Origin of the sequence: Sphingobacterium sp. 2149 (assembly GCF_031455655.1) — a bacterium.
In the GTDB taxonomy this organism is placed as follows: Bacteria; Bacteroidota; Bacteroidia; order Sphingobacteriales; family Sphingobacteriaceae; genus Sphingobacterium.
Genome location: NZ_JAVDTD010000007.1, coordinates 169073 through 185043, shown reverse-complemented (window position 1 = coordinate 185043; position 15971 = coordinate 169073). Strand labels below are relative to the sequence as shown.

Genomic DNA, 15971 nt, shown 5'->3' with positions numbered 1-15971 from the left:
GTTCAATCGTCAGCCGCTTATGCGCAGACCAATCTGTATTGCCCAGTTTCATCAGTCAACAATTGTCTATTACAGGTATTGATTAATTATATCCTGGGTTTTGTACCAGGTTCGCGTTCGCAATAATATCCGAAGCAGGAAGTGGGAACAGTGTTCTATACCCAGCAACTGCCTGGCCTGCGAGCACACCACCCTTAAAAGGCCAGAGATAATTATCACCTGTAAATTTGCCATAACGGATCAAATCCGAACGTCTAAATCCTTCCCAGTATAATTCTTTCACACGTTCATTTAAAATACCATCTAAGGAAAGGTTAGCCAAGTTGCCACTGTTGTTGCCATAGGCACGCACACGCAATTTGTTTACATAGTCGAGTGCTTTCGCCACAGTACCACCAGCACCGCCCCGTAAAGTTGCCTCTGCATAGATCAGGTTCATTTCTCCCAAACGGATCAACGGAAAGTCAACAGATGCCACGAAACCTTCGGCCGCGGGAGGAGCAGTTTTACCATCCTTGTTCACATTACGGAATTTGGTAACTGCCAATCCCTGTTTATAAACAGCGATATCTTCAATTTTAACGCTTGTATTTAAATGGAACATGGCACGTTTATCTGTTTCGCCAGAATAATCACCAAAAATAGTCGCAATATTATCACGAGTGCGATTTCCGGCCCAACCTCCACCCGGTACACCGAAAGATGTCGGATTCATTGTCGCATCTATTGCCGCATTGATTAGATATGTTGTCCCGCCTTTGCTCTGCGTCTTGGTTCCATCGTAAGGCAGGTAAAAAATAAATTCCGGATTGTTCACGTCATTGTCTGCATAAAACAGCTCCCGGTAATTGCTGCCCAAACTATAGTTCGAATTCAAGACCTTTTCCGAATACGTAATCGCTTCAGTATATTTCTTACTACCTGCTCCCAAATACACTTCAGCATTGAGGTATAAGCGAGCCAACAATCCCCAGGCTGCCGCCTGATCCACACGACCATAGACATTCTGTTTCGGAGCTTTTAGCTGACCTGCTACTTCCAATAGCTCTTTCTCCACATACGCAAAAAGCTCAGGCCTTTTAATCTGCGGTGGAGAAACTTTACCAACAGGGGTTTCCTCGGTTACAAATGGGGGATTGCCAAATAAATCAAGGAGTACCCAATAGTTATAAGCCCGCAAAAATCTCGCTTCAGCGCGATAATAAGCAATCTCCTCTTTATCAGTGTCCGAGATACCTCTTTCAGCCAATTTAGCATCTGTACTCTCTCTTAAGAATTCGTTAACGAGTGTGGCACTATAAACACAACGCGTATAAAGGCCCCGCAGCATAGGATTGCTGTCATCAAAATTCAGATAATCTAACCCACTGATGCCAGGGTCATTCAGCCATGCACAAGCAGCCTCATCCGTTGTCAGTTCTTGTGCATTCCAAAAAAGACGCAAAAAATCAGACGTGCCTGCATCCAATCCACCCAGATCGGAATTATTAGGTCCCGAAGTACTGGTGAGGGTCAATGATCCATATAATCTTGCAAAAGAGGAAGTGTACCCCTGAAAATCCTTATAAGCAACATCTGCGGTAACATCGTTGGTCGGTTTTAAGTCCAAATCCTTGTGGCAGCTGCTCAATGCGACAGCAAGCAAGCAAACGCCTATATATTTATTTAATTTTTTCATTGTCATATTGTTTAAAAACTTACATTAACACCCACCACGTACGTTCTTGGTCTGGGATAGAAACGGTCATCTATACCATTGGATATTTCCGGATCAACCCCTTTATACTTGGTGATCGTAAATACATTCTGTACCGTTGCAGAAATAGACATCGAAGCATTACTGTTTCGGATAAATTTTCCAAGATTGTAACTCAGATTGACGTTATCCATTTTCAAAAACGAAGCATTCTTGATATAGTAATCACTTTGCAGCTGTTTAAGCAAGAAATTGGTGTTCAAAAAGTCCACCGTCGCATTGTTGATAACCAATACTGCCTGATCACTGACATTCGCACCACTACCTAGGTTGGAAGAAACATTATCGTACACATAGTTATCTAGGTTAGCACGCAAAACGGTTGTTGCAGACCATTTTTTGTAACTATATGCTGCAGTAAAACCTAAAAGATATTTTGGTAAAGGTGATTTATACAGATAACGATCGTTATCGCTGATCACCCCGTCCCCATTACGGTCAACATAGACGCCTTCAACAGGATGCCCTTGTTCATCATATACTTGCTGAAACACATTAAAACTATTTGGCATGAAGTTCACTTTATGTGCCTGAATATTGCCACCTGTCCCCCCACGGATACCACCAGTCTCGACGATAAAATTCGGATCATCGCTCTGTGTCAGGTTTGTCACCTTGCTTCTGTTGTAAGTCAAATTGAAACCAAGATCCAACGATGAACTTTCAGTTTTCACGGGGACATAATGCAAGTTAAACTCCAAACCCTGATTTTCCATATTGCCAACGTTGGTCAACAGGAAATTGCTAAAGTTTGATCCTACAGGAACTGGAATGGTACTGAGCAGGTCTTTGGTCTTCTTGGAGTAATAGTCTATGCTACCATAGAATAAATTATTGGCAAAACCAAAATCGACTCCGGCATTATAGGTCGTTGTACTTTCCCAACGGATATCTTGATCATAGGCAACAGGAGAATTCAAATAAAAATATTCATCACCAAAGCGATACATCGATTCATTGCCACTAATGGTATAATTAGGTAGATAAGAATAATTGGCGATACCATCTTGCTGTCCCGTTTTTCCATAACTTAAACGAAGTTTCAATTCTGAAACTGAAGAGACTTCTTTTAAAAATCCTTCGTTCTTTGCCCGCCAGGTAAATCCAACAGATGGGAAATAACCCCAACGATTGTCAGGACTAAAACGTGATGAACCATCGCTGCGCAATGTTCCGGACACAACATAGCGATTGTCATAAGTATAGATCAAACGACCATAATACGAGATCAACAGATTTTCAGGTCTATCAAACGGCCGTGTTGGCTCATTTAGGATCTTATCACCTTCTGCATTTGTACGGTTAAAATTATAAACCTTACTACTATTTTTATAGTAGCCATACCCCAATGTTGCGTCAATATTGCTTTTTATTGCCGGCAGTTCTTTGTCGTATTTGAGGTAAAACTCAAGGGTTTTATTGTTGATATCGGTTTTATATTGGGTTCGCTCACCACCCTCGTTAAAATTACGTGCAGCGATCGCTGGCGTGAATGTGTTGCCTTTTGAACGTGCCAGATCGTATCCGACGTTTAAGTTGGCATGCAACTCTGGCAGGAAGTGAAAACTATAATCCACTTTCGCATTTCCAATACTTCTAAACACATCGCCATTATCTTTGCGTAGGTCCAATAAGGCCAAAGGATTTCGCGGTGCATTGGGATTAGGTTTCCCGCCCTGAATCCACTCGTAGTACCCTCCAAAACTATTTTCATCATCTACATAGACCGGCTGTGTAGGATCAAACTGAATGGCTGTACCGATTGCATCCTGAGTCGCGAATTTAGATTTTGACCACGTACCACGTACATTCACATCCAATGAAAGATGATTGTCCAGAAATTTTGGTGTTAAGGCCAATGCAGCAGTAGTTCGCTTCAAGTTATCATTTTTCAGTACCCCATCCTGATTCATATATCCCGCAGAAATACGGTAGGGCATATTTCCTGCCTTCGAAGCAATGTTAACGTTATTGTCTGTGGTAAATGCATTGCCATAGATCACATCCTGCCAATCGGTATTGGCTGTTCCTAACAGTTTTTTCATGGCATCACTGCCATTTGTATTGACATAGTCACGGATTTGATCAGCGTTGAGTAGCTTTACTTTATTGGCTACGGTAGCCAGTGAATTCTGTGTCGAGAAGTTGATCTGCGTGCCCGAGCGACTGCCCTTTTTTGTTGTAATCAAGATAACACCATTCGACGCTCGCGAGCCATAGATGGCTGTGGCATTGGCGTCTTTCAATATTGTAAAAGTCTCAATATCATTTGGATTAATCAAGCTTAACGGGTTTGCTACCCCAGAGACCGAACCACCAGCCAATGGAATGCCATCAACAACAATAAGTGGATCGTTGCTGGCATTCAATGAAGCCCCTGTACGAATACGGATTGTGCTTCCTGCACCCGGTTGCCCACCACTGGTGGTGATCTGAACCCCCGGCACTTTACCCATAATCAGTTGCTCGGGCGAAGTGATTTGTCCCTTTTGAAAATCCTTGGCACTTACTGTGCTGATGGATCCCGTCAGTTCGCTCTTCTTTTGTGTACCATAACCAATCACAACAACTTCCTCCAAAGCACTTGTATTGGACTTCAGGTATAAGCTTAAAGGATTTCGTCCCTCCTTTACCTGAATCAACGTATCCAAAGTCGCATAACCTACCATACTCACCTTGAGACGCAATTTCCCCGTTTGAAGTCTATCCAAGCTAAAATCCCCATTCGCTGTGGTAGACAGCGATCTTTGAATATCTTCGAAGCGCACTGTGGCACCAACCAAGGCACTCCCTTTTTGGTCCATTATTCGCCCTTGAAGCGTAGCCTGTTGGGCTATTGCCGAAGCACTTACCCCAAGAAGCAGGTTCAAGGTCCAAAATGGACGTAATAGCTGTTTGTTCATAAAATAACTGTTTATTTATTTAGTTTTGTTTTGCTTATCAATTGGTATTGGCCTGGCAAGAGTGTCAATGTTGACTGACCGGACCAGTCGAATTCTTTTCCCGTAAAATTATCGACCCAATGCTTTTGTAGTGCCTGTGGCAATGCAAATGCAGTACTTTCTACCCCAAAATTTCCAAGTACGCCTACTTGTTGTCCTTCCTTTTCCAGTACAAAATATTTAACCGCATCCTTCATCGCCGATGTGACGACTGTCCCGTTTTGGAAAATGCTGTTTTTGGTTTTGAAACGAGTGAGTTGCGCATAGGTCTCAAAGAGCTTTTTGCGATCGTCTTGTTGGAGATAGCTCCACAACAAAGGCTTTTCACCTGTGCGGCCATTTTCATCGATAGAAACATCATAACCGTATTCACCAAACTGCCAGATCATCTTAGGTCCTGGTGAAGCCAATAGAAACACAGCTGCCTGTTCCATACGTTTTAGTGCAGTACCTAGATTCTTGATGTTATAGCTGCCCGATAAGTTTCCATAATTTAAGCACTTAAACAGGAGTCTCTGCTCGTCGTGACTTTCCATATAAGACACAAAAGAAGGCTGTGCCATGCCGTGACCGGAAGCAAATAATCTTCCGAGATCAGAACCATTGTTGGCGGTCCATCCCATCGCCGCTTCGTTAAAGGCATGATTCATATTATTCCAAAGCAACATGCCCGATTGCGCCAGTTCCATTTCTTCCTGATCGCCACCGAGATGTTCCAGAATAATATAACACGACGGATCAATGTTGCGAATATGCTGCTGGTATTGCTTCAAAATGGCTACACGCGATGCATCATACGCATCCCAGGCAGCTAAATCACTTTCTGACGTACCCGAATTTTTCTGCGTAAAACCTTTGGATAAGTCGAATCGGAAACCATCGATTTTATATTCCTGCATCCAATAAGTCAACACATCCTTCACAAAATTCTGTGTATAAACACTTTCGTGGTTAAAGTCGAAGCCTACATTAAACGGATGCTTAGCAACCGTATTGAACCATGGGCTGCTTCCAGCTACATTACCCTGCTCAAAATAAAGCTGTACAAGTGGCGACTGACCAAAAGCATGATTAAAAACAACGTCTAAAATAACGGCAATACCGTTTTCGTGACAAGCGTCGACATAGGCCTTGAAGTTATTTTTCAAGCCATAATATTTATCCAACGCACGATGAAAAGAAGGATTATAGCCCCAGGTGGAATTTCCTTCCGATTCTTGAACAGGCATCAATTCAACAGCATTCACCCCTAAGCGCTTTAAATAAGACAAGGAATCCTTGAGTGTGGTATACTGATGCTGTTTGACAAAATCACGGACTAACAATTCATAAATGACCAAGTCACCTTCGACAGGCTTCTTAAATGCTGCTGTATTCCACGAATACGACTTGGCCGGAAGATCCAATACCCCCACAATTCCTTGTGCACCTGCAGGATAAGCAGGTACAGCGCCCACCGTCAATCCAAGTGACGCATCGTTTTGTGGGTCAAGGATCAATTCGGCATAGGGGTCGGCAATATAAAGTTGACCATCCACCAAGAATTGATACGTCAGTTGTTTGGAGAAATCGACATTTGATACCGTGGTCCACCAGGTTTTACCATCCGGTGTCTGACTCATCGCATACGCGGGCAAAGCTTTATAACCGTTAAAATCGCCCAATACATAGACACTTCTTTTAGAAGGGGCTGTCAATGCAAAACTAACTTGTCCTTTTTGCTTACTGATCGTCGTTCCGTTAGGACTAACTGCTGCTGGAAGTACTGCAATAGCTGGCTTAGCCTCTACAAATAATGCAATTTTGGTCATCGTCACCTGACCATCAGTTTCAAGGCGTGCTTCAAGTTGGTGCAACCCATCGCTTTCTAAGCGGAGGGATTTTTCCAGCGACTGAACGGCATCTGCCGCGGCGATTTGCACGCCATTGTCCCAGATACTAATTTTTCCCGATTGCGTTGCTTGAACTTTCAGCTTCACGCTTTCACCAGCGGTATATAATTGATCCGTTGCAATGGGATCTGTGGGTTGCAATGCGGGCGACACAAAGCGAATAGCCTGTGCATTGGTCGCCACAAGAGGCAGAAATAAATCCGAATTATTTTTGTTTCTTTGGACCACCGATCCATCACCATTGCGGACTAAAATTGCTATCTGACCAAATTCTCCTCCATTACTCAGGTGAAAGAATTTAGCGGGTGTAAATGTGAAGGTATATAAACCAGCAGCAACAAATTTAAGTTTATAGGTGTTTTCATTGTTCGACCAGTCTGTCGCCACATGTTGCCAGCCGCCCCCATTGACAGAAATCAATCCAGCATGTAAGTAGAGATCGGCTGTGCTACCTTTTAGCGCAGCATTTCCTTTCGAAAGATCAAATTGCAACGTGATTTCCTGATCCCAAAAGATAAATGGGGCGGCAAGATGTACCAAACCAGATTCCTGCTGTTCAATAACAGGCGGTTGCTCGACATCCACGATATCTTTTTTATTTGCACATGATGATAAGAGGATAATCAGCCAGAAATATCCTATTAAACGAGAGATATGCTTCCCCATCGATAATTAGCTTTACTTGGAATCTGATACTGGGAACGTTCCCGATATCAAGGCAAAAAGAAATCGCTTGTTGCGATTTACTGGATTTCCCTATCCAATAGTTATATACAAATTGATTATTTAAACACTTCCGGGAATGTTCCCGAGAGTATTCAAAGCTAAATAATGGGATAACAAAAAACAAATATTTCTTTTCTTATTTCAGACTAGATTTTTGAAAAATAAGCTGGGAATCAAGATAAACCGAATTAGCAAACTTATTATTTTCGGGGTTATCCATCTTTTCCAATAGGTATTTTGTTACTAATTCGCCCATTTCATAGGCTGGCTGCTTCACTACGCTCAGTGCAGGATCAATCAGGTCGGCTATATCCAGACAAGAAAAACAAATGATTTTGAGATCTTCAGGAATACGGATTCCGTGCTGCTTGGCGACGCGTATACTCGAAATGGCAAGGCGCTCTACAGCGGCAAAGATGGCATCGGGTTTTTCCTGTTTGATCAACCTGGCAATATCTTTCATATTTTGATCGGCATCGTTAACCGTATCCAGAATAAGTTCCGTTCTAATCGGAATTCCAGCTTCCTGTAATGCTTTTTCGTAGCCATCTTTACGCACCTTACCTATGGAGACATTCGGATTGATCGCGAGATAAGCAATCCTTTTACAATCGTTATCGATCAAGTGTTTAGTTGCCAAGTAAGCAGAATCAAGGTCATTACCTGTGACGTATCCGCCCTTCCAGTCGTCATATGCACGGTCAAAAAACATAACCGGTATTCCCCTTTCAGCCAAAAGCTGCAAATGCGAATGATCTTTACCTTCACCTGAAGCTGAAATAATAACACCATCCACACGTCCATTGGCCAATGAGCGTACAATTGAGGCCTCGTTTTGGACCTGATGATCCGTGACGTAAATTAACGTATGATAACCCTTAGAGCGCGCCACAGCCTCGATTCCTTTGATTGCCTGCGAGAAAAATTTATTACCAAATTCGGGAATAATAATTGCGATGGTCAGACTTTTATTTGCTTTCAGACTGCTTGCATAGACATTGGGCGAAAAACCAATTTCTTCGGCCATGGCCAATATCCGGGCTTTGGTCGCCGGATTAATATCCACATTGTCCCGAAATGCGCGGGAAACGGTCGATTTTGACAAGCCGAGTTTTTTGGCAAGATCTACTATTGTTAATTGCGACATATCAAGATTCCCTTTGCTGTTCGAATGTAATAATTGTTGGGTACAAATAAAGCAATTATCTCTCCAGAATAGCAAATTTTCTTTTTGTCCTCTTTGTTTTAAATCAGCGGGCCATGTTTTTTTATCTCCCGATAAGAAAAGCGATCTAGTGATCAAATCGTGTGAATAATCTCTTCAATATACTCGCTTTCGACAGTTAACCGTCAGCAGAACAACTTGTGTTACATGGCCTTTTTTTGCCTATATCCCTAATGCTGTTTTCGGGTCGTCTTCGTATTGTTCGTATCACCTTCGGATGTGGACAATCTTGCTACGGTTATTGATCGAAAGTTGACCAGATAATTCCTGGTCAGAGTCTGGTCAATATCTAGTCAATAGCTGTACCATATCTGTATTGCATCCGAATAAGGTACGAAGCAGGTACGAATCTTTCCCCACTATTTGATCAAAAAATTGTGAGCGGATGCTTAACAGGCTTAGCGTATTTTGCTAAGCCTGTTTACAATTAATCGCCTATTTTCTTTACTAAAACTTTTTAAAATCCCATTCTCCTCTGTAAGGTCGGCTACGCAGGAGATTGGCATATTCGTTATCAAATTGTTCTTTTTGCGGGTTCCATTTTAAATCCTTTTGCAGTTCATATGCAATATTGATGGCATTGCACACTGAGCTCGTCCGGTGACCTATTTCAACATCACAGATAGGCTTACTTCTTTTTTTAATCGCATCAACCCAGTCCTGATAGTGATTATCACTATAATACAAACGACGATCAGAAGAAGTCAGTTTAAGATTCGCCAAATTACCCGGGTTAGAGCGTATAAACTCCCGGCTTACCTCAATCTTCCCTTTTTCACCGATAAACTGTATCGCATTATGTACCCCCCATTGTTTATGATTTACGATAACACCATTTGCATAGCTAAAAGAGAGCCCACTGTTACTGTTCGGTGTTTTAGGAGGATTGAACGCAACGGGGCCAGAATCATCCATGCCCAATGCCCATTGGACAATATCAAACATATGTGCTCCCCAATCGGTGATATAGCCGCCTCCAAAATCCCGGTAACCACGCCACCAGGCCCATTTATCATCCTCCAAAGGGGGACTTAATATCGGATTGTAGCCGCGATAAGGTGAAGGTCCTACCCACATATCCCAATCGAGATAATCGGGAGCAGGCATAGCGGGAAGGTCACATTGTTTGACTGGTTCGCCCACAGAAACATTGATTTCTTTTATTTTGCCGATATAGCCATTGAGGACCAGTTCTGCAGCCTGCCTGAAATTGTAGGAGGAACGCTGCATGCTGCCCGTTTGAAACACTCGCTTATATTTACGCGTTGCTTCAACCATTGCCCTGCCTTCGGCTATGGTCAGCGCAAGCGGCTTCTCACAATAAATATCTTTTCCTGCCTTAGCAGCATCAACTGCAATCTGTGCGTGCCAATGATCTGGCGTAGCAATGACAACAGCGTCAATATCTTTCCGATCCAATAATTCCCGATAATGGTGATAGGCCTTGATCTCGCTCTGTACTTTTGACAATTCCGTTTGTTTCTTTGCTGTTGCAGCAATAAATGCTGCCAATTTGTTACGGTCTACATCACAGGCCGCCAGACTTGCAATTTCCTTGCAACGATTGAGGCCATTCATCAACGTATAGGATTGTTTTCCGACACCAATAAATCCGAGATTGATACGATCACTTGGCGCAAGAAATCTATTGCCTCCCAACACAACTCGCGGGACAATTGTAAAAGCCAAAGAGGAGACAATTCCCTTGGCTATAAATTCTCTTCTTTTCATTCTTTATGGATAGTTTATTTTTCTGCTCGTCTTTATGGACACTTATTCGTTCCTCGGCGGCAAAATGTTTTTATATAAATGATTTTTCAGGTTTCCCTAAAGATAGTTTATTATTGAATCGGAACCAAAGTTATCGATGCAATCTCTGGTAAAGTATTGCCTTCAATGGCTACAGCTTTTAAAGTTACTTTTGTACTGGGCTCGCCAATTACTTGCTGGGACACCTCAATGATCCCTATTAGAACTTCCTTAAATTTAGTATCTTTTTCAGCTACGAATGTGCATGGCAGCTGCTGTCCAAGCATCGAGAGTGCAATCTTGCCGTGCTGACTGCTATTGGCCAGATAACTGACGAGCACGCGATACTTCCCTGGTTTTTGAATTTTAATATCCCAAAAAACTTTATCCGCAAGGTCTTTCCATTGACCAATGGCGTTCGGGCGGTTTGGATCATGGGTATGCGCACCAATAATTTTTAATCCCTTTCCTTCCTGTAATTTTGCATTATTAGCGTTCATCACGATACGTCCGTCTGCCTGTGTTTGGGTCAGGCTTTCCTCAACAATCGGCTTCCCCTGGATTTCGACCACAATAACCTTCGGTCCTTTTTTACTGTCGAAGATATCAACAGGAATTGCTGGTCTCCCGTTTTCTATAGTGGATTTCAATTTCATTTGAGGTGAAGCTAGGGCGTAAACAGCCGTCACTTTATTTTTGATGGGCAGATTTATTTTTCCATCGGCCGGACGATCAAAAACATGCAGATACAGCTTCCCATTTTTTTGGGTACAATACCCCCAATCCAAGGCTTGGAAAGGGCTCGCGGTGGTACCGTAAATAGCTTCGCTATTGATCTTCATCCACTCCCCGATTTGCTCCATAATTTGCACTGCAGGTTCAGGAATGGCTCCGTCACCATCGGGTCCGACATTTAACAAAAAATTTCCTCCTTTACTCACCGTTTCCACAAATAATTGCATGATCTTGGGAAAGCTTTTCCAATTTTTATCGTGCGCACTATAACCATAACTTTCATTCATGGTATGGCTTACCTCCCAGTACATGCCGGGCAAGCCGGTTGGCGGTATATATTTCTCTGGAGTACCAATATCGCCATTCCTATTTTCAAGTCCATTCCAAAATCGATTATTGATAATAATAGTGGGCTGCCATTTGATCAGATCTGTCAAAATATGTTTCGTCCCCCAGGCTTCGCCCTCGTGCTCTTTATTACTAAAGTCGGGCCACAGCATATCTAAGCGTCCGTATTGCTGTGCAAGCTCTTTAATCTGGCCATAGAGATAGGCTTTATAGCGTTCATGATCTGGCTGATGCTTATCCACATTCGGGTTCAGCTGAAAGGCCTCATAAGAATCGGGATGTTGCCAATCCAAGAGCGAATAATAAGCTCCTACTTTCATCCCTTCCTGACGGAAAGCATCCATAATTTCCCGGTAAAGATCTCTTCCTTTCGGCGATAAATTTGCCGTACCCGTAACATCATTTTTCAAGGCATAAGGTTGTTGGCTATTGAACAGGCTAAAGCCTTCGTGGTGTCGCGAGGTCAGCACCATATACTTCATACCCGTTTTCTTTGCAAGACGCGCCCAGAATTTCGGATCGAAAGAACGTAATGTGAATTTTGGTTTCAGCACTTCAGCATACCGCTTACTGGGTATCTTACCCCATGTCTGTATCCACTCGGCATAATGCTGTGGGTACTGCTTCCCTTCAAAAGAACCTCCTGCTGCACTGTACAATCCCCAATGGATAAAAAGGCCAAAACGGGCTTCCTTAAACCATTCCATACGCTTTTCTTGGGTTTCCTGCCAGCCGGCTACCCCCTCATAGGGTAGCGACTTAGTCTGTGAAATGGCTGCATCGATGCTGCATAAAAACAGAACCAAGGCTACTGTAAACTGCCACTTTAAAAAAATGATTTTCTTCATGATATCGATTTATACATATAAGTTTTATTTATTCGGATGATAGGCTACTGACGATTAGAAGCCCAAAGTTTCAATTTCCTCCTGAATGGCATTGTACGCTATGTTCGCATCCTCCACCGCTATTCCCTTTGATAAACCAGGCCTCCTATGACCTGTAAAAGTCAACCATGCGTTTTTCATAATCGTCTGTCTTTTTAAAATAAGTGTATATAATTGGATCATGCGTGGTTTACCGCGCAAATTGTCCTCCCATGTACTTTGAAGTGGAAAGCTAGGCATCAGGTGCTGTATAATTTCCTTTGCCATTAGCCAATGGCCCAGTTCGCCAGGGTGTATGCCATCCGCAGCCAGCTTAAAATGGGGTTCCCTCTCGATCCTAGCTTCCAAGTAGCGACGCATGGCAAAATGCAGGTCTATGATTTCCCAGGACTGCATTTTGGCATAGCCAATCAGCCATTGCGCATAACGATCCAATACGTTATTATAACCATTAAGCCGGAGCTGCGGATCATCATGTACAGGCGGAGTCATCCATAGGATGCGCTTCACACCAGCATCAACCAAGCGTGTGTGAAGCCGTATTATCCCATTTTTGTAGGCTTCAAAACGGACGGAATCAAAAGGAAGGTAGATTCCGTCGTTCATGCCATAACAGACAAAAACAACCTCGGGATTGATTTTATCAAGTACATTGTCCAAACGGTCAAACAGACAAGGTCGGATAAATTTACCTTCCGCATGATTTGGTTCACTAAGACCAGATACTGTCTCGCTCGGCAGCCCAGAATTGATAAACCGAGATTTCGTTTTCGGATGTAGACTGAGAAATAGAGTCTCCGTCATAGCGACATATTGCCCTGCATAGGTAATGCTGTTTCCTAAAAAAAGAACCGTTTTACCTTCACCCCAAGAAAAATGATCCCTATTACTCTGCCCGGAAGCTTGCATACACCAAAAATCTAAACAGACAAACAGCAACAAGACGCACTTTTTATTTGAGTTTAATACTCGCTTTAATTTCATCATAATCGATTTAGCCAATCTTCTGGTTAGCCTAATTTTATCTTGAGGGTATAGCCTAAGGTACTATTTTGTGTCTTCTTGGGTAATTTCAGCCGCAATGCATGCTTATCCTGCTTAAAACGAACCTGACCATACCCTAAGATTTCCACTGACTTTACTTTAGCTTTATTCTGGTTCAGGGACTTCAGATGGACTATTCCATCCTTAGGCGCTACGAGAGCCATAGCATAAACACAGTCATTTTTTTTGGTAAACCAAAAATCCGAAGGTGTAAAAGATGCTCTAAATCCTTCTTTCTCCCGTTGTTCAGTATCCGTTATCCGAATCAGTGTTGGTCCCTCATGTGTGGTGATCCAGGGTGATGTTCCATAAACCGCCTCAGCATTAAAACGCAACCATTTTCCTAAGATAGCCAGATTATTTTTTACAGGTGTAGCTATATTTCCTTGTGCATCTGGCCCGATATTGAGCATATAATTACCACCTTTGCTGACGATTTCCAAAAGCCAATAACGCAGTTCGTCCACGTCTTTCCAATCATGGTCATAAGATTTATAGCCCCAGGAATGGTTAAATGTCCCGATGGCTTCCCAAGGTTGACCAAAACGTTCCGAAGGTTCGGGAATGCGATTATCACCGGGAATGGCATAATCGCCCATACCATTGCCAATCCGTTCCGAAACAATCACACCTGGGTTACAAACATATACAGTTTTATAGAAACGGAAGCTTTGTTCAGCGGTCATCAGTCCGGGCATATCAAACCAGATGTATTTCAGCTGTTTGAACCGTGTCAAAATTTCCTTTACCTGAGGAATTGCTTTTTCGTTGAGATAGGAAGCATAGGAATTGGGGCTTGGATCCCAACGGTTGGCACCGAAATCATTGGTTTTTATATTTGTAAGATCATTTTGAGCTTTGCTCACAGCATATTGCGCATCACTACCATCCCGCCAATCAATATTATGGGAGTAATAGACACCAAAATCGAGTTGATGACGAATGCAAGCATCGTAAAGTTCCTGAATGACATCCCGTTTATAGGGTGTCGCCTGTAACACGTTAAATGAGCTTACTTCCGAATGGTATAGGGCAAATCCATCATGATGCTTGCTGGTTACAACAAGATATTTCATCCCGGCATCCTTGGCCATGCGAACTATTTTATCGGCATCAAAAGCTTGCGGGGAGAATTGATCCGCTAATTGGGCATAGGCTGAGCGCGGAATTTTCGCCACCAATTGAATCCATTCGGCTACACTTGGACTGCCCATATCTTCCATCTTTTTCCCATTCCAAATTCCACCTGGAATGGCATAAAGCCCCCAATGAATAAAAAGTCCAAATTTTTGCCGCTGAAAATCCTGGAGTGCCTGAACCTTCTGCTTATTCATCTGCTGCCATTCATTGATCAGCTGCGCAAACCGATGTTTACGTTTGTTAAAGCGTATCAGAGCTTCCAGATAGTAATAGTCTGCATAAATCAAGGGTACATCAATTTCCCCTTTATGCGGAATGCTACCGACGCTATGCTTTAGGACAAATAGGCCATTGGCTCCCACTTCACTTGAATAATTTGAGGAGCCCATTGATCGCAAGATCTTTTCAGCCAGATCCAGGTACTCTTGTTGTTGTTCGGGCCTTACATAGTCTACCAGTTCCAACAAAGCAGAAGCGGTGACGGCTGCTGCTGATGCATCTCTGGGTATGGTTTCAAAATCGTCTTTTTGATACGTCCAGTTTGGAACAAACCCCGGTTGATCGACATCAAAGTCCCACAACGGAACCCCATCGTTAGGCAATCGTGGATGCTTTGCATAAAAATCAGCCATTTTTTGTGCGGCTTGAAGATACATTGGGTCTTTCGTTTCGCGGTACATCAGCACAAAGCCATACAATCCCCAGGCTTGCCCCCTTGCCCAGGCGGAATTATCCGAAAAGCCCTGTGCAGTTTCTTTGCTTAATACTGCACCTGTATTGGGGTCATACGAAACCACATGATAAGAACTGTAATCTGGTCGATATTGATTTTTTAGCGTTGTCTGTGCATGCCGAATGGCGACATTACGGTAGACGGAGTCACCTGATAATTTGGAAGCCAAAAAAAGCAGTTCCAAATTCATCATATTGTCGATAATAACCGGAAACTGATAACGATGCTTACCATCCCAGGAAGGAAATACATCCCAAGATTTAATTGCGCCTACCTTCGGGTTGAAACGGGTTAAGAGAGATTTGGCACTCTGGATTAAGATTGATTTGATGGTACTATCACCAGTCAACCGATAAGCATTCCCATAACTGCTATTCATCACGAAACCAATATCATGATGCTGCGTATTAAATTGATTTTGACGTAATGAATTTGTCCATTTTAATGCGGCGTCCCGCCATCGATCATCGCCGGTATATTCAAAGACATACCAAAGGCAACCCGGCCAAAAGCCGCCTGTCCAATCCCGGATATCCGTAAAAGTTGTTTTCCCATTGCGATCTGCCGATCGCGGATAGTTACTCAGGTCGGTATGGTGTTGATACAGTAAGGCGTACTGCCGTTCCGCTAAATCAAATCCTTTTTTCACAAAATCACTTGTATCAGCGCGCAACAGAAAAGGATAATAAAAGATCAAAAAATAAATAACGTATAGGCTATATCTAAAAACGATCATATTTAGGTTTATTTAGGTGGCGCCGGGGATCGCCTAGAAGTTTTCTTCCCCGGCTTGA

Annotated in this window: 8 protein-coding genes; all 8 read right to left on the bottom strand. The window is 42.9% G+C overall.

What is annotated here, in order from left to right:
* Window positions 1-82: 82 nt before the first annotated feature.
* Window positions 83-1678, bottom strand: coding sequence for a RagB/SusD family nutrient uptake outer membrane protein (locus J2X77_RS11940; RefSeq protein WP_209579044.1), 1596 nt, complete (start codon window positions 1676-1678; stop codon window positions 83-85).
* An 11-nt stretch (window positions 1679-1689) separates the two neighbouring features.
* Entirely contained in the window at window positions 1690-4659 is a 2970-nt protein-coding gene (locus J2X77_RS11935; RefSeq protein ID WP_209579043.1) for a SusC/RagA family TonB-linked outer membrane protein, read from the bottom strand.
* A gap of 11 nt (window positions 4660-4670) precedes the next feature.
* Complete coding sequence (locus J2X77_RS11930; RefSeq protein WP_209579042.1) at window positions 4671-7256, bottom strand: alpha-amylase family glycosyl hydrolase; 2586 nt, start codon at window positions 7254-7256, stop codon at window positions 4671-4673.
* A gap of 196 nt (window positions 7257-7452) precedes the next feature.
* Complete coding sequence (locus J2X77_RS11925) at window positions 7453-8463, bottom strand: LacI family DNA-binding transcriptional regulator (RefSeq protein ID WP_209579041.1); 1011 nt, start codon at window positions 8461-8463, stop codon at window positions 7453-7455.
* A gap of 525 nt (window positions 8464-8988) precedes the next feature.
* A complete protein-coding gene (locus J2X77_RS11920) occupies window positions 8989-10272 on the bottom strand; it encodes a Gfo/Idh/MocA family protein (protein WP_209579040.1) in 1284 nt (427 codons plus the stop codon).
* A gap of 110 nt (window positions 10273-10382) precedes the next feature.
* Complete coding sequence (locus J2X77_RS11915; protein WP_209579039.1) at window positions 10383-12221, bottom strand: alpha-L-fucosidase; 1839 nt, start codon at window positions 12219-12221, stop codon at window positions 10383-10385.
* Window positions 12222-12275: 54 nt separating this feature from the next.
* Window positions 12276-13169, bottom strand: a complete 894-nt coding sequence (locus tag J2X77_RS11910; RefSeq protein ID WP_209579038.1) for an SGNH/GDSL hydrolase family protein — start codon at window positions 13167-13169, stop codon at window positions 12276-12278.
* A gap of 101 nt (window positions 13170-13270) precedes the next feature.
* A complete protein-coding gene (locus J2X77_RS11905; protein ID WP_209579037.1) occupies window positions 13271-15913 on the bottom strand; it encodes an alpha-L-fucosidase in 2643 nt (880 codons plus the stop codon).
* Between the last annotated feature and the right edge of the window lie 58 nt (window positions 15914-15971).